The sequence below is a fragment of the Kineosporia sp. NBRC 101731 genome (genome assembly GCF_030269305.1).
In the GTDB taxonomy this organism is placed as follows: Bacteria; Actinomycetota; Actinomycetes; order Actinomycetales; family Kineosporiaceae; genus Kineosporia.
The window spans coordinates 1359369-1378984 of the sequence record NZ_BSTC01000001.1 but is presented as its reverse complement, the minus strand read 5'-3'; the positions used below and the strand labels follow the sequence as shown (position 1 = coordinate 1378984).

Genomic DNA, 19616 nt, shown 5'->3' with positions numbered 1-19616 from the left:
GACTGCGGGCCGTGACAGAAGAACTCGCCGACCCCCGCTCGCTCTCCGTCCGCCGCGTGATCGTGGAGCTGGAACGTCACGTCGCCACCGCCGGCTGGGATGCCCCGGTGCGGGTGTTCGCCCTGGTCAAGACCGCGGCCGCGCTCCAGAGAGATCCTTCCCTGGCCTCCCGGCTGCCGACCGAGGTGATCAACGCCTCGCAGGAAGACCCCGATCACCTGACCGCCGTCGAGCAGGAGGGCCTGCCGCAGGCCCAGAACCTGGAAGAACTTCTGCACCAGATCGCCTGGCCGGAATCGGTGGACGGTTGCGCCGTGGTGGTGGAACGCACGGTGCTGCCGCCCGAGGTGGAGGACCAGATCCCGGACGACGAGGAATCGGCCGCCGCCTGGATCGAGCAGCATCCGGACCGCCGGGACGTGCGACTGGGCGCTGCGGTGCTGCGCTCGGGTGAGTACTGCTGCGCCGTGCGGGCCCGCGACCACGACGCCGACGACAACGTGGCGGTGGGCCGCGACCTCGCCCCCGGACTGGTCGAGGGCGTCGCCGCGACCCTGGACTGACGAGACTGACGAGACTGACGGGACGGACAGGGCTGACGGGACGGACGCACCGAAGGTGCGGTGCGTCGTCCTCCATTCAGTTCAGGAATCGCACCCGGCCAGCCCGGACGCGTCGCCGGCGGCGATCTTCTCGACGTCGGTGCGCGCCTGGTCGAGCGTCTTGACCTTGACCACCTGCAGGCCGTCGGGCACGTGCCCGACCACCTCGTTGCAGTTGTCCGCCGGGGCGAGGAAGTACTCGGCGCCCGCCTCGCGGGCCCCGACCAGCTTCTGCCGGATGCCACCGATCGGGCCGACCGTGCCGTCGGCGTCCATCGTGCCGGTGCCGGCGATGTCCTTACCGTTGGTCAGGTCGCCCGGGGTGAGCTTGTCGATGATGCCCAGGGCGAACATCGTGCCGGCGCTCGGGCCGCCGATGTCCTCGATCTGGATCTTCACGTCGAACGGGAAGTCGAAGTCCGGCGTGATGTAGATGCCGAGCACCGTGTCACCGTCTTCGGCCTGGACGGTCTGGGTGGTGACCGCTCGCGCCTTGCCGTCGCGGCGGACCTTCACCGTCACGTCGTCGCCCGGGCCGGTGGCCGCCAGCATGGTGCGCAGTTCGGCCAGGTCACCGACGTTCTTCCCATTCAGGCCGAGGATCACGTCGTCCTTCTTCAGCGCGTCGGCCGCCGGCGCGGACGGGTCGGTGCCCGCCACGGTCAGCGTGGTCGGCACGTCGATGCCCAGCGCCCACAGGGCCGCGGCGGTCGCGCTCTCCTGCGACGAGGTCATCTCGGCCTGGTTCTCGGCGTCCGACTGCTCCTGGGTCTCCCCCGGCGTGAACACCTGCTCCTCCGGCACCACCGCGCTGCTACGCCGCAGCCAGCCGTCGATGACCTGGATCAGGGTGACCGTGCGGTCAGGACCGCCGAGCACCGAGACCGTGGTCAGGTCGAGCGTGCCGGAGGTCTCGTAGGTCGGGTGGCCGGAGATCGAGATCAGCGGCTTCTTGTCGGTGCTGTTGCCCAGGGTGTTCAGCACCGGACCGGGCTTGAGGATCGCGTACTTCACCGGCAGCAGCACCACCACGGCGGACAGCACCACCGCGAACAGACAGGCGATCAGCATCACCGCGGTGCGGGGGTCGATCAGACCCGACCGGGGCGGAACCCAGTCGTCGTGGTGTTCGGGCTGGGCTCCGGGCTGGTCGGTCACGGTTCAAGGGTAGAGCGGCGGCGTTTGGACTGACGCGACCTGGCCTGCCGCACGATCGCGGCGGTTCCCAGCAACGCCACGGCCGCCCCGGCCGCACCCATCGCGGCATCGCGGCCGCCGACCCTTCGACCGCTCGGCGTGACCCGGCGGCGACGCTGGTCGTCGAGCAGCCCCTTCAGACAGGACTCGTTGTCCTGCTGTGCCTGCCAGCCCGCGGCGAGCAGTCCGGCCGAGCCGATCACCCAGGGGTGCACGACATAGGCCAGCTCACTGGCCGGGGTGTTCAGCACCCCCACCCGGTTCAGCCGCTCGGCGGTACTGAAGGCCAGGCCGGCGGGCACCTCCAGACGCCGCATCCCACTGATCGTCTCGACCTGGGACTCGTCCAGCGACCCGGCCGCCCCCACGGTCAGCGGCCCGTCCAGGCCCCGGGTGATCGCCGTCCAGATCGCGGCGGACAGGTCGTCGACGTGACAGAACTGCCACTGCGTACCGGTGCCGCGCAGCACCAGCAGGCGGGGCGCCTCGAAGTGCCGGGTGACGGCGGTGTCCACGCCCGGCCCGACCAGGGCCGCGGGGCGCAGCAGGGTGAAGGCCAGGCCCGGGTGCACCCGCGGGATGCGCTCGAGCACCCGCTCGACCTCCAGCAGATCACCCACCTGGCCCTCGTCGGCCTCGGCGCGGCAGGTCGCGTCATCGGCCAGGGGCACCGGGTTGTCGGGGCGGGCACCGAGCACCATCGCGCTGGTGACCGCGACCAGACGGCGCGCTCCGACCGCGGCCGCGGCCATGCTCACGGCCTGCGCCGCACGTACGGCCCGCACCCTGCGGTCCGAGGCACTGCCGGTGACCGACTCGGCCAGGTCGTCGGCGGTGGCCAGGTGGATCACGACGTCGGCGGAGTCCAGGACGGTGACCACGTCGGGCGAGGAGATGTCGGCCGCGCGCCACTCCACCCCGGTGTCGGTGCCGGGGACGATGCCGAGTTCCGGAACACCCGGCTCGTCCTCCTCTTTCGCCACATCCTGGGGTTTCGCGTCCTGGGGCTTCGGGTCTCTGGGCTTGGGGTCCTTGGGCTTCGGGTCTTTGGGCTTCGGGTCCCTGGGCTTCGGGTCTTTGGGCTTCGGGTCCCTGGGCTTCGGCTCGAGACGGGCCGTGAGCCCGGCGGGCAGGTAGGAGCGGCGGCGGGGCCGGTCTTCCGCGGTGCTGTTCCCATCGGCACCTGAGGACGACGCGGCACCTTCGTCGGTCGGCACCCCTTCGCTGTGGGGGGCGGCGGTCACGGGTGGGACGAGGTCCGCGTCCGTGGCCGGGTCGATGTCCTTGGTCTCCTCGGCGGCATACTCCAGCCCCGGCAGACCCGGCAGACCCGGCAGACCCGGCAGACCCGGTGGCCCCGGTTCCGCCACGGGCTCCGGAGCGGGTTCGGGATGCTTCACCGGGGCGGGCATCACGAGCCGTGCGATCCGCTCGGCCGAGTCGATCGCGATCACCCGCCGTGGCGCCGGCCCGGGGCCGGCGGTTTCACTCATCCGGGCCAGCAGGGAGCGCACCAGCGCCCGGCCGGCGGGCCCGGCGGCGCCCGTGACGGCGATCACCCCTGGACCCGGCTGACCACCTGATCCGGGCAGGAAACGGGGGCGGCGTGTCGGGGTCACGGGGGAATCCCATCATCACCAGCCGATTCCTGGCACCCCGGGGCGCCGGGGCAACAGCGCGAGTACGAAGGGACGACGTTGTCAGACCCGGAGCCTGGAGCCCTTCCTGGAGCAGACCAACACCGTCCACCCACCCCTCATGTCCACCCACCAACCTCTCGTGATCATGCAAAACCTCCCCGGCGTTCTAGAACTCCGTCCATCACAGTTCTAGAACTCTGGGGAGGTTTTGCATGATCACGAGGGAGGGGCGCGTTCGCCGTGGGCGGATTGGATCGGGGGCTCGATCGCGTCCGCCCGGTCGTTGGGGCTGCTGACGGGGTCATGGGACAGCGTGGACGGCGCGGTCGGCTGGGTCGGTTCACCGGATCGGTGCGACCCTGGTGCCCAGGACCTCAACGGCCTGGAACGATCTTCGGTAGGACGGGGCCATCCGGCTCCGGGCGACGGCGGCAGCCGACAGCCAGCGAGGGAGACACAGAACATGAGCGAGGGAAACCGGGACGGCCAGGACGCTGAGTCCGACGGCCCCCGCGACGACGAGAGCCGCGAGCAGGGCTCGGACACGCCGGACGTACCCACCGGCGACGAGCCCCGTCGGGGCACCGGCCCACGCATCGGCTTCGGCTCCGACCTGCCCACCGGCGGCCGGGACAGCGCCCCCCGGAAGGAGCCGGAAGATCCGCTGGCCGGGCTCTTCTCCGCCTTCATGGGCGGCGGGGCCCAACTGCCGCCGGACGTGCTGGGCAATCTCCCGCCCGGCCTGATGAATCTGCCCGGTATGCCTCAAGACCCCCAGGCGCTGCAGGCCATGCTCAGCCAGGTGCAGCAGATGATGAGCACCGGTGGCGACGGCCCGGTGAACTGGGAGCTCGCCACCAGTGTGGCCCGTCAGGCTGCGGCCGAGGGCGGAGACCCGAGTGTGGGTGAGTCCCAGCAGCGCAAGGTCGCCGAGGCCCTGCGCACGGCCGACCTGTGGCTCGACCGGGTCTGCGACCTGCCCGCCGCGACCGCGCGCACCGAGGCCTGGAGCCGCGCGGAGTGGATCGAGAACACGCTCGGCGTCTGGAAGATCATCGTCGAGCCGGTGGCCGAGAGCGTGGGCGAGGCGATGGCCAAGGCCCTCACCGAGCAGTCGCCGGAAGAGATGCGCGGTCTGCTCGGCAACGCCCTGCCGATGATGCGCAAGATGGGTGGCACGTTCTTCGGCGCCCAGCTCGGCCAGGCCCTGGGCGGTCTGTCGCGGGAGGTGATCGGCGGTGGTGACGTCGGCCTGCCGCTGCTGCCCGCCGGCCGGGTCGCGCTGATCCCCTCCAACCTGACCGAGTTCGGCAGCGGTCTGGGCCTGGAGGAGGACGAGGTACGGCTGTACCTGGCCCTGCGCGAGGCCGCCCACGCCCGGCTGGTGGCGGGAGTGCCGTGGCTGCGGGCGCACCTGCTGTCGCTGGTCGAGGAGTACGCGCGCGGCATCGTGATCGACACCGACCGCATCGAGTCGGCGATCCGCGAGATCGACCCGACCGACCCGCAGGCCATGCAGGCGGCGCTGGCTTCCGACATCTTCGAGCCCGAGCGCACCCCGGCCCAGCAGGCCGCGCTCGACCGGCTGGAGATGGCGCTGGCCCTGGTCGAGGGCTGGGTGGACACCGTGGTCGACGAGGCCGCCCGCACCTCCCTGCCGCACGCGTCCGCCCTGCAGGAGACCATCCGCCGGCGCCGGGCCGCCGGTGGCCCGGCCGAGCACACGTTCGCCTCCCTGGTCGGTCTCGAGCTGCGGCCCCGCCGGCTGCGGGAGGCCGCGGCGGTATGGTCGGCCCTGACCGCCGCCCGCGGGTCCTCCGGCCGGGACGCGCTCTGGGAGCACCCCGACATCGCCCCCGGCGAGACCGCGTTCGCCGACCCGATGGGCTTCGCCCAGGTCGACAAGGCCGACGACGACATGGACGCGGAACTGGCGAAACTGCTGGACGGCGGGCTCGGGGAGGCCCCCGGCGAGGACGGCAGCGCGCCGGGCACGTCCAAGAACGATGACCAGGACAAGCCGAAGGACGACGAGGACCGGTGACCGACACGCTCCGGGGCGGCACCGGACTTCTCGACGACGTCGGTGCCGCCCTGCGCAACGCCCGGCCGGACGGCCCGGACGAGCGCTTCGAGCAGACGGCGTGGCTGGCCCTGCTCGCGAGCACGGGCGACGGCCTGCTGCGCCGTACGCAGGCACCGGCCCACCTGACCGCCTCGGCGGCGGTGCTGAGCGAGGACGGTTCCCAGACCTGCCTGGTGTTCCACCACAAGATGCGGAAGTGGGTGCAGCCCGGGGGCCATTTCGAACCGGACGACACCGGTGGTGCTCAGGCCGCGGCCCGCGAGGTGGTCGAGGAGACCGGGCTGACGGGCCGGGTGCTGGGTTCACCGGTCCTGCTGTCCCGGCACCGCGCCCCGTGCGCCCCCGGCGTGGTCGACTGGCACCTCGACCTGCAGTACCTGATGGTCACGCCGGTGGTCGAGCCGACGCCGAGCGACGAGTCACCGCAGGTGCGGTGGTGGCCGGTCGGCGAACTGCCCGACAACCTGGCCTCCGGCGTCCCGGAACTCGTGCGCCGCGCCGGTCAGGTACTGGCCACCACTCCCACAGCACTCACGACATCTGGGACGCCGGGGACGCCTCGCTGACGTCAACCTCTTCGTCGGTCTCGGTGTCGCCGTGCTCGGCCCGGTCGGCCGGGGTCTCGCCGTCGGACGTGGAACCGGGCGGGTCGTCGTCCACCGGCAGGTCGCGGGCCGCGGAGAATCCCTCGAGGAAGCCGCGCGCCCGCTCGGTGCGGGGATAGGAGTCGAGCAGCGACCAGAAATCCGGCCCGTGGCCCGGCTGGATCAGGTGGGCCAGTTCGTGCAGCAACACGTAGTCGAGCACCCACGAGGGCATACCCAGCAGCCGGGTACTCAGCCGGATCGAGCGGTCGGCGGGGGTGCATGACCCCCATCGGGTGTTCTGGTTCTGCACCCAGGTGACGCCGGCCGGAGTGGCCAGTCCCCGCAAGTACCGCTCGTTGAGGGTGAGGGCCCGGGTCAGCAGCTCCTCGTCGCCCGGGCGCCGGCGGCGCTCCTGGGCGGAGAGCCGGTCCAGCATGCGCTGCACCCACTCCTGCTCCTGGCTGCGGGTGAAACGCGCCGGTATGAGCACCACGGTCCGGCCCCCCTCGCGATAGGCCGTGACCGTGCTGCGGCGCCGTCCGCTCCGGCGCACCTCGACCCGCGGGTCGTCCGACGGTTCCGGCGTGCTATTGGCCACCTCAGCACCGTACCCGGCGAATGCCCTGAGAATCAGGGATCAAACGCGCTGTGATCACAGAACCGCAACTGGAAATAACCGGCGGCGAGCGGTCCGGGGGCGTTCCATCTTCGGACATATCCGTCCTATCCACAGGTCCGGCCCTGAATTCCACAGGGTTATCCACAGGCCAGAGGGTGCCGGGGCGCACTCGGTGCAGTCCGGGGGTGCCTGAACGATTGACTGCACGGCGAGCACCTCATAGCGTGATCCACGAGGGCTCCGGGTAACGATCTTCGCGCGCTGGGGAAGGCGCACGGTGATCGGCCCGGGGCCCCTTTTTCATGTGGCGGTTCTTACTACGAGTACCCGGACAGGCCGTTACAAAACCGACATCTTGCCTCACACGGGCAGTCTCCCGACGCGCCGAATAGCCGTCTAAGCAGGCACAACCTGCGTGCTGAGCTAATGTGACCTTCCGACCGGGCCGGGGAGTCGCCGCGGAAGGCGTTACGCCCAGTCAGGGCATCGCCTCGTTACGAGCGGTCGATGCGTCCAGACCAATTCACAACCCGTAACAGGAGCGAACATGTCGGACACCTACAGCGGCGAGTTCTACTGCGTGAAGTGCAAGGAAAAGCGTCAGGCCGAGGGCAAGGTCGTCGAGACCAACGGCCGTCGCATGGCCAAGGGCGTGTGCCCGGTGTGCGGGACGAACCTGAACCGCATCCTCGGCAAGGCCTGACCAGCACCTTCGGGCAGTCGTGGGGTCCGGGAGGATCCCTCGGCTCCGTGGGCCGGGCCGACGGCGGAGACGTCATGAGACGTCATGAGGCCCGAGGTGCGGCGGTGGCGCGGGCCAGGGCACGGCAACGAGCCCTGGCCGCCACCCAGGCATTTTCACCATAGTTATCCACACCCCCGGGCCGTCCTGTGGACAGCCCGGTGCACGGCGTCGTTCTTCCTGACACCCTTCACAGGTCGAGGGGGAAAATCGTGCGCATTCGTCTCAAGCCGGGGTTCCGGCGGGCCTGGCGGGATCCGGCCACATTGCAGATCGGGCTCTCCCGGCGACGTGGCACGGTGATCACCGGCCTCACTCTGCAGGACATCCCTCTGGTCGAGGCTCTTCATCACGGCATCGACACCTCGGTGCCCGGATCGCTGTCCGTACACGGCGATCCCGAGCGGGGTGGCCACCTCATCACACTCCTGCGTGACTGCGGGGTCCTGGTGTCGTCCGGGCCCGGTCTTCCTGATCCGGCACGCCTGGGGCGAGCCGGTGCGCGCCTGGCCCCCGATGCGGCCGTCTGGTCCGTGGTGCACCCGCACTGCGGCGACGGCTGGCAACTCCTCACCGCCCGGGCCGACCGCCAGGTGGTCGTGCGGGGCGCGGGACGGCTGGGCAGCTCGATCGCCGCCACCCTGGCCGCGGCCGGGGTCGGCACCGTCGTGGTGCAGGACCCGGGCCGGGTCACCGCCGCCGACCTGGCCCCGGCGGGGGCCGGCCTGCCCGACCTCGGCCGCCCGCGGGTCGCGGTGGGCCAGGATCTGGTGCGGCGCGCCGGAGGGCATTCCCCGCAGCCGGACACCAGGGGCACCCGGGGCACGCGCCCCGCCGCCCGACACACCGAACCGGATCTGGTCGTCCTCGTCGACCACGGCACCGCCGACGCGGCCCGCGCCGACACCCTGATGAGCGCGGACGTCTCCCACCTCTCGGTGGTGGTGGGTGAGGACGGCGTGGTGGTCGGCCCGCTGGTGCTCCCGGGTACCAGTCCCTGCCTGCGGTGTCTTGACCTGCACCGCACAGATCGCGACCCGGCCTGGCCCGCCCTGGCCGGCCAGCTGCGCGCCCAGGGTGAGACACCGCAGGAATCAGCGAGCTCGGCCCTGGCCGCCGGGCTGGTGAGCCTGCAGGTCCTGGCCCATCTCGACGGTGTGGCCGAGCCCGCCGCCGTCGGCGCCACGCTCGAGGTGGAACTGCCCGACGGCCTGGTCGCCCGCCGTCCCTGGCCGGTTCATCCCGGGTGCGGTTGCTCCTGGACGGGAATGCCGGGAACTGAGAACGATGCGGACGCGCGCGGTGCCGGACGAGAAGGGAGAATGTGAAAGTGACAGATCTGCCGCGTCGCGCGGTCACCCGGACGGCGAAGCTGGCGTCCCTGCCCCTGACGGCTGCCGGACGTACTGCTCTGGGACTGGGTAAACGTCTCGGCGGTAAGCCGGCCGAACTGGTCGCGGCCGAGATGCAGGCCCGCACCGCGGAGCAGCTGTTCCGCGTACTGGGCGAGCTCAAGGGCGGGGCGATGAAGTTCGGCCAGGCCCTGAGCGTTTTCGAGGCCGCACTCCCCGAGGAGGTCGCCGCGCCCTACCGGGCGACCCTGACGAAGTTGCAGGACTCCGCTCCCCCATTGCCGGCCGCCACGGTGCATCAGGTGCTGGCCGAGCAACTGGGCCCCCGCTGGCGCACCAGCAAGTTCCAGAGCTTCGACGACCAGCCCGCGGCCGCGGCGAGCATCGGCCAGGTACACAAGGCCGTCTGGCGGGACGGCCGGGCCTGCGCGGTGAAGATCCAGTACCCGGGTGCGGGAGCAGCCCTGATCTCGGACCTCAACCAGGTGACGAGGGTGGGCCGGATCGCGGGTGGCTGGATCCCCGGCCTCGATGTGAAGCCGATCCTCGACGAGCTCAAGGCCCGCATGGTGGAGGAACTCGACTACACGCTCGAGGCCAAGACCCAGGCGAAGTTCGCCAAGGCCTTCCGGGACGACCCGGTGTTCGCGATCCCTGCGGTCCTGGCCAGCAGCGAGCACGTGATCGTCAGCGAGTGGCTCGAGGGTGTGCCGTTGTCGAAGCTGATCTCCTCCGGCACCCGCGAGGAACGTGACCTGGGCGCCCGGCGCTACCTGGAGTTCCTGCTGGCCGGCCCGGCCCGGGCCGGGATGCTGCACGCCGACCCGCACCCGGGCAACTACCGTCTGCTCGACGACGGCCGTTTCGGGGTACTCGACTTCGGCGCCGTCAAGCGTCTGCCCGAGGGCATGCCGCCGGAGATGGGACGCCTGCTCACCCTGGCCATGGCCGGTGAGTCGGAGGCGGTGGTCGCGGGTCTGCGCGAACTCGGCTTCATCAAGTCGTCCATCACGATCGACGGCGATGCCCTGCTGACCTACCTGGCCCCTTTCCTGGAGCCGATCCGGCACTCCAGCTGGCGCTTCGAGCGGGCCTGGATGCGCTCGCTCTTCACCTACATCAACGATGTCCGGCGGCCGGACTGGACGATGGGCCTCAAGCTCAACCTGCCGCCCGAGTACCTGCTGATCCACCGGGTCTGGCTGGGCGGCATCGCGGTGCTCTGCCAGATCGACGGCGATGTACCGGTGCCCGAGGTGCTGCAGCAGTGGCTGCCGGAATTCGATGCCGGGGCCTACGAGCTGCATGACGAGCGGGATGACAACGAGGTCGCGCGCGACTGAGCCGTACGGGTATGTACGGGCACTGCAGTGATGCGCACCACATCGGCCTCGCGCAACCGGCCACGCCGGGCACCCGTCGAACTACCGGCGGGTGCCCGTTAACTCTTGCCCCCGCACGTCACACCTCGGCCGGCAGCCCGCTCTCCCTGACCGTAGGTGAACCTCCGACCCGCCGAACCGGGACCACTCCGACACCCCGCCCACCGGCTTCGCACACCCTGCGACCAGCACCGTCAGCCTTCGGGGAGACCTCACGGAGGGTTGCGAACAACCGGGAGCGGGCCGGTCCCCCGGGTTAACCGACCCTCCAGTTTTCGAGACGCATATCCCGTATTCTGAGATTAGTCAGCATCCCCCGCACGGCCTACGGATACATCCAGATGTCGTGCAGATATCCGCCGGGACAGCGAACCGTCATCCGCGCGTTACGCGAAATGCGTACCCTGAACCCATGAATGGCTCACTGCGTTCAGAGACCCGGATCGCCGAATCCCAACCTGCCGGTCTGGCTGCGATTCCCTCGCAGTCCGGCACGCATACCCACTGCCGAACCTGCCTCGCGCCGGCTCCACAAGCTCTCTACCGCGTGGTCGGAGCCTGGTCGGTGATCAACGGCGTTGCCCTCTGGGACTGCGAAACCTGTGCCCGGGAGCGGATTCTGGAGATCGAAGCCGGCAATGACGTGCGCAGCAGCCGATGCTGACCAGGCCTGACCCACACCCGTAGACCGTAGGAACCCCCGCACCGCCGGTAGATCAGGCCGCTCCCCACACCCGGTCGGGAGCGGTACCGGCATCGTCTTCGGCCCACCGAGCTGCAGGCCCGGCCCGACCGACCCTGAACACGGCGAATATCTCGGGTCCTGACCGCAGATGATGGCCCGAAGTGCATTTCCTGAATGCCCGCCCCACCATTCACCAGGCCTTATTCGGTGCACCCGCCGGACGATCATTTCTGAACGCGATTCATCCCACGTTCAGGTAGACGAAGCCTGGCCCCTCGTCGCGGTAGGTGACGCCCAGTCGCCCACAGACGTCGGCCAGGGCCGGGCCCCATGACCCGGTCACGCTCGTGTCCGCCGCTTCGAAGCCGTGGTCAGCGGTGAGCAGGAAAGTCACCTGCTGCCGCAGTCCGATAGCTTCCAGATGCGCCAGAAAGATGCCCAGCCGACGGTCCGCGTCGCGCAGGCTGTCCCGCGCGATCGTTGAGCGCGGCCCGCCGGCGTGATGCCCGGCGTCCGTGACGACGGTCGACCACCAGGTCAGGTCCGGGGCCGCCGCCGGATCGGCCCACTCCCGCAGCACCTGCGCGAGTCCGGCGTCGTCCACCCGCGTGGCCCAGGCGAAATAGCGGTCGTCCAGGTGAGGGCTCCCGATCGCCGGGGGCAGGAAGTCCGTGACGGAACGACCCGGCGCATCGCCCAGGGCCCGGATCATCTGCATCGTCGACGTGGTCGCGCCCCGGTCCACCGCCTCGTTCACACATACGCTGCGACTGCCCGGCCGCGCCCGGTCGAGGCGCTCGAACACCGTGCGCACACCGGGTCGCAACCATTCAGCACTGCGGTGCCAGGTGCTCTCGTCGTTCGCGTTGATGCGCTCCCCCCGAGCCCGGTCGTAGAAGACGTTGCCGAGAATGCCGTGGCGCCCGGGGCCGACACCGGTCAGCGCGCTGGTGTGATTGCACAAGGTCACGCTGGGGAACTCGGCCACGGTCCCGCCGGTCAGAGCGATACCGTCGGCCAGCAGTTCGGCGACGGCCGGCAGTTCGCCGTCGGCCGCCAGGGTGAGCAGGTCGGAGCTGGGAGCGCCGTCCCAGAGCAGACCGACCACGCGACGGGAGGGGACCTCGTCCGCCAGTTCGATCGCCTGACCCTCGAGACCTTCGAGATCATCGACCCCGGCCAGACGTAGCAGCGTCGGGGCCACGTCGATCATCCGGGCATGCCCCCGCACCGGGCCGGCCGGCGGGACACCCGCACCGGAGAGCACGAACGGCGCCCGGGACTGGATCACGTCGAGCGAGCCGTGCTCGCCGGCGTGCCCTCCCTCGTCCGGGAAGAAGTGCGAGGGTGTGTGGATCACGACGAGGTCGGGGCTGCGATCGGTGTCGGCGAAGAACGACAGCAGTCGCCGGGCCGGTTCGGGATACGCGTTGGACACGTTCGGCGGCGACGGATTCGCACATTCCCGGTCGTAGGGCAGGAACGCGATCGGGTCGGTGTCGGCCAGTGGGTCTGATCCGGCGAGTACCTCGTGCCGCTCCCCCGCGTACAGCCGCACCACACCACGCTGCCCGTGCACCACGACGGTGCCGGCCGGTTCCGGATAGGCGACGAGGTCGACGATGTGGGCCAGGTCCGGCCGGGTGAGGGTCTCGGCGATCTCACGTGCGCTCATGCCAGGTGAGATTAGGACGCAAACGCCGGACGGGGGCTGACCACCCCCTCCGATGGTCAGCACCCGTCCGAAGTCCAAGACGCTGTGAAGAGTCCCGGCGTTGCCTCTCTGATACAGGTCAGTGGCGAAATTTCTGGCGACTACCGAACCGATCCAACCCGGGCGGTCGTCGCCTTCGTCCACAGTGCCCGCTTCGTGCGGCGGCGGGCGCGCCTGGCCACGGCGACGTACCGCTCGTCGGCGGCGAGCGTCCTGGCCTCGTGATGTTGCAGTTTGATCAGTTCGAAGTTGTACAGGCTGGCATGCATGACAGTTTCCCCCTGGAAACGAAAAACGTTATGTGAGTAGTACTTAGGAATATCGGTGCGCTGGCCGGGCGGCCGCCTGACCCGGAGATCAGGCAGCCACCACAACCTTCCGCGGCCGGCCCCGGGGGCGCTTGCGCGCGACGATCACGCCGGCGACGAAGAGCTCGCCTCCCCAGACCCCCCACGGCTCGTTGCGCTCCAGCGCACCGGCCAGGCATTCCTGCCGCACGGGGCAGTCGCGGCAAAGTGCCTTCGCCTGCTCCACATCCGTCGGAGACTCAGCGAACCAGAGCTCCGCGTCGAACACCCGGCAGGGCATCTCGGTCGAGGTCTCGTCGATCTCTTCCACCAAGGCGTCGAGCAAGGCGGTGAGCTGCACGGGTTTCATCCCCCTCGGGTTGTTCCCCCGGTGACGACCGGGAGCTGTTTCATCTTTCGCTGAATTGGAGTTGAGATTGGACGTTCTGCTCATCACGGAAACCTGAAAACCCTTGTCAGACAACGAAAAAGCCGTGGACCCCAATGGGGTCCACGGCTTTTTCGCGAGGCCGGAAGCGGCGTTTGCCTATCCGGTGCCATCGCTGGCCTGTGACCCGTAAGGGGGCTTGAAGAAATCGGAGGACGGTCGCACGGCGGCCAGACGGCCGGCCTTGGCGGCAGCAGCCCCACTCATGGCGCCGGCCCAGAAGGAGCTCAGGGACGACGGAGCGGACTGCAGGCAGACTGCACCCGTGTTGACGAGTTCAGTCGCGCCGACGTGATACCGGACCTCATTCAAGGACGAGGACACGGACGCGGCTTTGCCTTGGACGGCGACGGAGGCGGCGGTGATCCGCATGTCAATCGTGTTCTTCACGTGTCGCCACCTCCTGCTCTAGTCCCGGGCCGACCTTCTTCAGGTCTGCCGCAGTGCGATTGTTGTCACTGACAGGACAACGAGATCGAGAGTAGACGCCCCCGTGCCCGGCGGACAACGTATTTAATGGCGAATACTTCGTGGCGCCCACCTGAACGGCTCAGTAGGTGGGTCCTTTTCCTTGCTGCACAAGGCTTTTAGAAATTCCAAAAAAGTTTTGCGAGTGCGCGGTTCTGCTCTGGGCAGCCTCTGCCCCACCTCTGCCCCACCTCTGCCCCACCTCTGGGCGAGCCCGGCCTCAGCTGCGGTTCGCCGCGATCAGGATGAGGAAAAGCACCGGGAGCGCCCCGAAACACATCAGCAGTCCCAGCCGGGTGGGCACGGGCGCGGGTGCCAGGTCGGGGTCACGGCCCTTGTTGCCCACCCGCAGCAGCAGCGACGCGGCACCGAAACCGACCAACGGCACCAGGACGCCGTACCGGAGGAAGTCGGGATTGTTGCCGGTGGTGGCGAACCCGACGAACTGGACCGCCATGATCACCAGCGCGGTCACCCCGAACACCACGAACCCGCGTAGCCCACCGCTCAGGCCGGGCAGCAGGTTCGGCCGGATCGCCCGGTTGTGGGCGTCCGCCCCCTGGGACTCGGCCTCGTCGATCAGCTGGGCCACCCGGGCCAGGTCGGTCTGCGGCTCCACGCGCCCCTCGGGCGGGGTGCCGGCCCCCGGAGGGAACGTCAGCTTCGCCTTCTGGGCGAAGGCCGTCAGGTGGTAGCGCTGATTGTCCAGAAGGGCCACCAACTCGTCCGCGTGCTCGGACATCTGCGCGACCCCCTCGCGGATGCCGGCCGTGCGGGCGTTCTCCTCGGCCCGCACCGAGTCCAGCCGGCGCGCGTACTCGGCGTACTCGGCCCAGCCCTGCTGCGGGGACGACGGCGACATCAGGCGAACTCCTCGCTGTAACGGCCGGGCGACACGAACGGCACGATCAGCTCCTCGCGGTCCTCGTGCCGGTCGATCAGCAGGGCCCGGTTGTGCCGGGGCTGCCAGCGCAGGTTCGTCCGGCCGATCAGGGTGCCCACCTCGTTGCCCTTCACGTTCAGGGCGACCAGGCCGGCCACGTCGTCCTTGCCCGCGAGACCCAGGTCGTCGCTGAGACGCCGCACGCCGCGCCACCAGCCGAAGATGTGCACCCCGGAGGCCGGGCCCTCCCGCAGGATCGTGCGGAAGTCGTCGATGCCCGGCGCGCGACCGGGCTTCTTCTGCCGGAGCGAGGAGGCGGCCGCGTCGGCGCCGTAGACGAACAGGTAGTTGGGCCGCATCCGGTCGGGCGGGTTGTTCGCGAACTGCCGCAACAACTCGCGGTACTCGGGCAGGCGCAGCATCTGCGCCCGGTGCCCGGCGCGCTGCAGTCGCTGCTCGAGGATGAAGACGTCTTCCTCGGCCGACCCGATCAGGCTGACCAGGTGGAAACTGGCCTCGCCGGGCTCGTGCTGCTGGGCCAGGCTGATCGCGGCCGAGGCGAGCACGTCGGCACCGACCGCCGAGGTGCCGAGCACCCCGAGGTGGCGGCCCGGTGAGGAGTCGAGCGGAAAGGCGGCCGACGACAGGCCCACGTCGACCTGGCGGCCGACCAGTGCGACCTTGCGGCGACGGCCGGTGGCGCGGCGCGGGGGCGGCGGGGCCTCGTCCACCGAGTACTCGGCGTACCCGATGAAGACCGCGGGCGGCGGGGAGCCGGGGGTGCGCATCTCCCACATCCGGTGCCGCAGCGCGTGCAGGCTGGCCGCGTCCGCGTCGGGGAACCGGGCCCGGCGGTTGGCGCTGGCCACCCCGGCGGCGTGGTTGAGCACGACCTGGCCGATCGGCAGTGCGGCCGCGGCGTCGTTCATCGTGTCCAGGATGCCGCCGCCCCCGGACAGCGCGACCCGCATGCCGAACTGCCCGAACACCGACGTGCTCTTGCCGAAGAGCGACTCGATGCCGGAGACCGACTGACTGGCCATGATCAGGTGGATGCCGTACGACCGGCCCTTGCGGGCGATCTCCTCCAGCAGCGCGACCGAGCGCTTGGCCGTGTCGTCGGTGCCCTTGAGCAGCACGTGGAACTCGTCGATCACGGTGAGGATGCGCGGCAGCGCCACGTCGGGCCGGGAGGTGCGCAGCTGGGCCAGGTTGGTGACGCCGGCCTTCTTCATCGCGGCGGCCCGGCGGCTCATCTCCCGCACCAGCTCGGCCAGTACGGCCAGGCCGTACTCCCGGTCGGACTCCACCCCGACGGTGCGCGCGTGCGGCACCCAGGTCGGGTCGATCTCGGTCGGGATGAACTCCGAGAACGACACGCCCTCCTTGAAGTCCAGCAGGTAGAGAGCCATCTCGTCGGGCGAGTAGCGGGCGGCCAGGCCGTAGAGGATGTCGAGCAGGAACACCGTCTTGCCCGAGCCGGTGCGGCCCGCGACCAGCCAGTGCGGGGTCTGGTCGTCGAGCGAGACCACCGCGTCGCCCCGGCCGATGCGACCCACCAGCGTGGTCAGGCCGGTGATCGACGACTCGGCCCAGAGCCGGTCGGGCACCAGGTCGTCGAACAGCAGGGTGCCGTCCGACTCGGCCTTGGCCGCGACCCGGCGGCACAGCTCGTCGATCAGGCCGGGTGGGGGCGGCGGGTCGAGCGTGACCGTGGCGTTGAGCGCGCGGCCCTCTCCCCCGAAGCTCTCCAGCGGTGGGTCGCCGACCCGGAAGTGCCCGTACGAGGAGGGGTCGGCGGTGATCCTCGTGGTGCGCTCCAGCGGCGGGACCTGGTCCCACGACGACCGGGAGCGGTGCGGGCTCCCCCAGCCGGTCAGCAGCAGGTGCACGCGGGCGGCCGGGCCGGCGTGCGACAGGGCCGCGATCCGGGAGTAGTCGCTGCGGGTGCAGCTGGCGGGCAGTGCGGCGGTGACCACGACGAGCACGTCGGGCGACGGGTTCAGACCCGCCTGCACCTGTTTCACCTGTTCCTCGGCCTCGGTGAGCAGCTCGCGGAACTCGTCCAGGTCACTGACCGGCTCGTTCATCACCCCGGCGGGAACCAGCGGGTGGAACGGTGCCAGCGGGGCGCCGAGAGCACCGCCGTCGACGGCGAGCAGGCGCAGCTGACCGGCCGGGAAGGCTGCCACCAGCCGGGTGATGATGCTGCGCAGGAGCCCGGCGACGGCCGGGTCGCGGGCGTCGGTGTCGATCGCGATGTGGCCGACCCCGGTGAACGGGACGATCACCGGGAAGCCGACGCCGGGCAGGGGCTGCGCGTCGCCGATCCGGATCATCGCCGGGTCACCGGCGCGGGCGGAGTGCTCCAGGGGGAAACGCTGCTCGCCGATCACCGGCCAGGGCGCGCCCAGCCACTGCGGGGCCGCGTCGGCGGCGGCCCGTTCCAGCCGCGCCGCCAGCGCGGTCTGCTGCTGGGCCGACTCCGCGCTGTGCGTCGACTCGGCCTCGAGCCGGTCGAGACGCTCGCGCACCGCGTCGAGCAGCCCCTCGGCCTGCCGGTGCGTCTTCACGGCCCGCCCGAACAGCTTCTTCGCGCTGACCACCGAGTGATCCTCCGAAATGTGACCGTACCGCGCCCATACCTACCGATGTGTCACGAACCACGATAGGCGGTACGGGGATCACCAGCCACGCGCACGTGCCGCTAAGCCGACTCCCCAGGTGCCCCCGACAGCACGGCCAGCACGTCGTCCCCCCATTTCTGCAGCTTGACGGCCCCCACACCGGGCACCCGGGCGAGTTCGCCGGGCTCGGACGGGTTCGCCTCGGCGATGGCCATCAGGGTGGCGTCGGTGAAGATCACGTAGGCGGGCACCCGGGTCACCTCGGCGGCCGCCGCGCGCCAGTCGCGCAGGCTCTGCAGCGTCTGCTCGTCGTACCCGGTCGGGCAGGACGAGCAACGGCCGACCTTGCGCTCCACGGCCCCGGTCAGCGACCGGCCGCAGATCTTGCACAGGGCCGGCGGCGGACGGTGCGCGGCGGCGGCCCGGGTCTCCTGCGGCTCCCGCACCTTCTGGGCCCGCCGGGAGACGGCGTCCGAACCGGCCTCGGGGAACAGGCCGTCGAGGAACCGCGAGGGGTTGCGGTTCGCCCGGCCACCGGGGTTGCGCGACCGGGCCCAGGACAGGTGCAGGTGCTCGCGGGCCCGGGTGATGCCGACGTAGAACAGCCGGCGCTCCTCCTCCACCGCGTCCCAGTTCTCGGCGAACGAGATCGGCATCAGCCCCTCGGACACCCCGATCAGGAAGACCGCGTCCCACTCCAGGCCCTTCGCGGCGTGCAGTGAGGCCAGCGTGACCCCCTCGACGGCCGGGGCGTGCTGCGCCGAGGCCCGCTCGTCCAGTTCCGTGACCAGGTCGGAGAGGGTGGCGTCGGGACGCGCGGCCTGCATGTCGTCGGCGAGCGCGGCCAGGGCCTGCAGCGACTCCCAGCGTTCGCGCACCCCACCGGCCTGGACCCCGGTGGGGGCCTGGGGCGTCCATCCGCAGTGCGACAGGACGTCCCGCACCGACTCGCCCAGGGTGCCGTCGCCGAGCCCGCCGCGGGCCGAGCCACGGATCAGCATGACCGCCTCGCGCACCTCCTTGCGGGCCCAGAAGCGCTCGCCGCCGCGCAGCACGTAGGCGAGACCGGCGTCCGCCAGCGCCTGTTCCATCTGCTCGGACTGCGAGTTGGTGCGGAAGAGCACGGCGATCTCGCGCATCCGCACGCCGTCCTCGAGCAGTGCCGAGATCTGTTTGGCCACCGCCGCGGCCTCTGCGGCGTCGTCGTCGTAGCTGTTCAGGCGGGGTGCCGGGCCGGCCTCCCGTTGCGAGCGCAGTTCCAGGGGGGCGGGGCCGGAGGTCTTCACCCGGCGGGCGAGCAGCCGGTTGGCCAGCGCCACGATCTGCGGGGTGGATCGGTAGTCGCGCACCAGGCGCACCACCGTGGCGTCGGGATAGGTGTGCTGGAAGGTCATCAGGTGCTCGGGCGAGGCACCGGTGAAGGAGTAGATGGTCTGGCTCGGGTCGCCGACCACGCACAGCTCCTTGCGGTCGCCCAGCCACTGGCTGAGCAGGCGCTGCTGGAGGGCGGAGACGTCCTGGTACTCGTCCACCACGAAGTGCCGGTACTGGCCCCGCACCTCGTTCGCCACGTGCGGGTAGCTCTCGATCAGCCCGGCCATGAGCAGCAGGACGTCTTCGAAGTCGATCACGCCGCGGTCGGTCTTGGCCTCTTCGTAGACCTGGATCAGCCGGGAGACGGTCTCGACCGGGAAGCCGCCCGGCTCGCCCCGGCCGGCCGTGCGGGCGGCCTTGACGTAGCTCTCGGGGGTGAGCAGGGAGACCTTCGACCACTCGATCTCGGCGGCCAGGTCGCGTACGGCGGCGCGGTCGACGGTGATCCGCAGCCGGGACGCGGCGTCGGCGACCATGCGGGCCTTGTGCTCGAGCAGTTCCGGCGGGCGTCCGCCGATCACGCGGGGGAAGAAGTAGCCGAGCTGGCGCAGGGCCGCGGCGTGGAAGGTGCGGGCCTGCACCCCGCCGACGCCGAGCTGACGCAGGCGGGTCCGCATCTCCCCGGCCGCGCGGGCGGTGAAGGTGACGGCGAGAACCTGCTGGGGTTTGTAGACGCCGGAGTGCACGCCGTAGGCGATGCGGTGGGTGATGGCGCGGGTCTTGCCGGTACCGGCCCCGGCCAGCACGCAGACCGGGCCCCGCACGGCGAGGGCGACCTCACGCTGCTCAGGGTCCAGCCCGGCGAGCATGCCGTCGGCGCCGTGGGCTGGGGTGGTCATCGGGGCAGTCTCTCAGTCTGCGCACGGGGCGGGAACACAGCCCCGGGCCGCGATGTTGAACGCTCGACGAGTGAGGCACACGAC

General features: G+C 70.7%; 17 protein-coding genes. 7 read left to right on the top strand and 10 right to left on the bottom strand.

The window, feature by feature from the left end:
- The first annotated feature begins 11 nt into the window (after positions 1-11).
- On the top strand, positions 12-563 hold the full coding sequence (locus QSK05_RS06120) for a PPA1309 family protein (RefSeq protein WP_285594753.1): 552 nt from the start codon (positions 12-14) through the stop codon (positions 561-563).
- Between the two features lie 81 nt (positions 564-644).
- On the opposite strand, the gene QSK05_RS06115 is transcribed toward QSK05_RS06120, so the two are convergent.
- Positions 645-1760, bottom strand: a complete 1116-nt coding sequence (locus QSK05_RS06115; RefSeq protein ID WP_285594751.1) for a YlbL family protein — start codon at positions 1758-1760, stop codon at positions 645-647.
- Positions 1757-3418 (bottom strand): NAD-dependent epimerase/dehydratase family protein, encoded by a 1662-nt coding sequence (locus tag QSK05_RS06110; RefSeq protein WP_285594749.1) that lies wholly within the window; start codon positions 3416-3418, stop codon positions 1757-1759. The genes QSK05_RS06115 and QSK05_RS06110 overlap by 4 nt, the downstream gene beginning before the upstream one ends.
- Positions 3419-3902: 484 nt before the next feature.
- Between QSK05_RS06110 and QSK05_RS06105 the strand changes: the two genes are divergently transcribed.
- Together QSK05_RS06105 and QSK05_RS06100 are read left to right on the top strand one after the other, a co-directional pair.
- On the top strand, positions 3903-5483 hold the full coding sequence (locus tag QSK05_RS06105; protein WP_285594747.1) for a zinc-dependent metalloprotease: 1581 nt from the start codon (positions 3903-3905) through the stop codon (positions 5481-5483).
- Positions 5480-6091: an NUDIX hydrolase gene (locus QSK05_RS06100; RefSeq protein WP_285594746.1), complete on the top strand. Its 612-nt coding sequence runs from the start codon at positions 5480-5482 to the stop codon at positions 6089-6091. The genes QSK05_RS06105 and QSK05_RS06100 overlap by 4 nt, the downstream gene beginning before the upstream one ends.
- Here QSK05_RS06100 and QSK05_RS06095 read toward each other — a convergent pair.
- Complete coding sequence (locus QSK05_RS06095; RefSeq protein ID WP_285594743.1) at positions 6057-6710, bottom strand: M48 family metallopeptidase; 654 nt, start codon at positions 6708-6710, stop codon at positions 6057-6059. The genes QSK05_RS06100 and QSK05_RS06095 overlap by 35 nt on opposite strands.
- A 568-nt stretch (positions 6711-7278) precedes the next feature.
- Between QSK05_RS06095 and QSK05_RS06090 the strand changes: the two genes are divergently transcribed.
- The 4 genes from QSK05_RS06090 to QSK05_RS06075 all read left to right on the top strand — a co-directional run bounded on the left by QSK05_RS06090 (position 7279) and on the right by QSK05_RS06075 (position 10871).
- Complete coding sequence (locus QSK05_RS06090; protein WP_231482420.1) at positions 7279-7434, top strand: DUF5679 domain-containing protein; 156 nt, start codon at positions 7279-7281, stop codon at positions 7432-7434.
- Between the two features lie 251 nt (positions 7435-7685).
- Complete coding sequence (locus QSK05_RS06085) at positions 7686-8801, top strand: ThiF family adenylyltransferase (protein WP_285594739.1); 1116 nt, start codon at positions 7686-7688, stop codon at positions 8799-8801.
- Between the two features lie 2 nt (positions 8802-8803).
- On the top strand, positions 8804-10168 hold the full coding sequence (locus QSK05_RS06080) for an ABC1 kinase family protein (protein ID WP_285594737.1): 1365 nt from the start codon (positions 8804-8806) through the stop codon (positions 10166-10168).
- A gap of 451 nt (positions 10169-10619) precedes the next feature.
- Entirely contained in the window at positions 10620-10871 is a 252-nt protein-coding gene (locus QSK05_RS06075; protein WP_285594736.1) for a hypothetical protein, read from the top strand.
- Between the two features lie 262 nt (positions 10872-11133).
- Here QSK05_RS06075 and QSK05_RS06070 read toward each other — a convergent pair whose 3' ends face one another.
- The 7 genes from QSK05_RS06070 to QSK05_RS06040 form a co-directional block, all read right to left on the bottom strand.
- Positions 11134-12567, bottom strand: a complete 1434-nt coding sequence (locus QSK05_RS06070) for an alkaline phosphatase family protein (RefSeq protein WP_285594735.1) — start codon at positions 12565-12567, stop codon at positions 11134-11136.
- A 140-nt stretch (positions 12568-12707) separates the two neighbouring features.
- Positions 12708-12875 carry a hypothetical protein gene (locus QSK05_RS06065; protein WP_285594734.1) on the bottom strand — a complete coding sequence of 56 codons (168 nt, stop codon included), beginning with the start codon at positions 12873-12875 and terminating at the stop codon, positions 12708-12710.
- 88 nt (positions 12876-12963) lie between these two features.
- Positions 12964-13194 carry a WhiB family transcriptional regulator gene (locus QSK05_RS06060; RefSeq protein WP_502879735.1) on the bottom strand — a complete coding sequence of 77 codons (231 nt, stop codon included), beginning with the start codon at positions 13192-13194 and terminating at the stop codon, positions 12964-12966.
- 246 nt (positions 13195-13440) lie between these two features.
- A complete protein-coding gene (locus QSK05_RS06055; RefSeq protein WP_285594731.1) occupies positions 13441-13731 on the bottom strand; it encodes a hypothetical protein in 291 nt (96 codons plus the stop codon).
- A 298-nt stretch (positions 13732-14029) separates the two neighbouring features.
- Positions 14030-14671 carry a hypothetical protein gene (locus QSK05_RS06050; RefSeq protein WP_285594729.1) on the bottom strand — a complete coding sequence of 214 codons (642 nt, stop codon included), beginning with the start codon at positions 14669-14671 and terminating at the stop codon, positions 14030-14032.
- Positions 14671-17142 carry an FtsK/SpoIIIE domain-containing protein gene (locus QSK05_RS06045; protein WP_502879734.1) on the bottom strand — a complete coding sequence of 824 codons (2472 nt, stop codon included), beginning with the start codon at positions 17140-17142 and terminating at the stop codon, positions 14671-14673. The genes QSK05_RS06050 and QSK05_RS06045 overlap by 1 nt, the downstream gene beginning before the upstream one ends.
- A 257-nt stretch (positions 17143-17399) precedes the next feature.
- Complete coding sequence (locus tag QSK05_RS06040; protein WP_285594726.1) at positions 17400-19532, bottom strand: ATP-dependent DNA helicase UvrD2; 2133 nt, start codon at positions 19530-19532, stop codon at positions 17400-17402.
- Positions 19533-19616 lie beyond the last annotated feature (84 nt).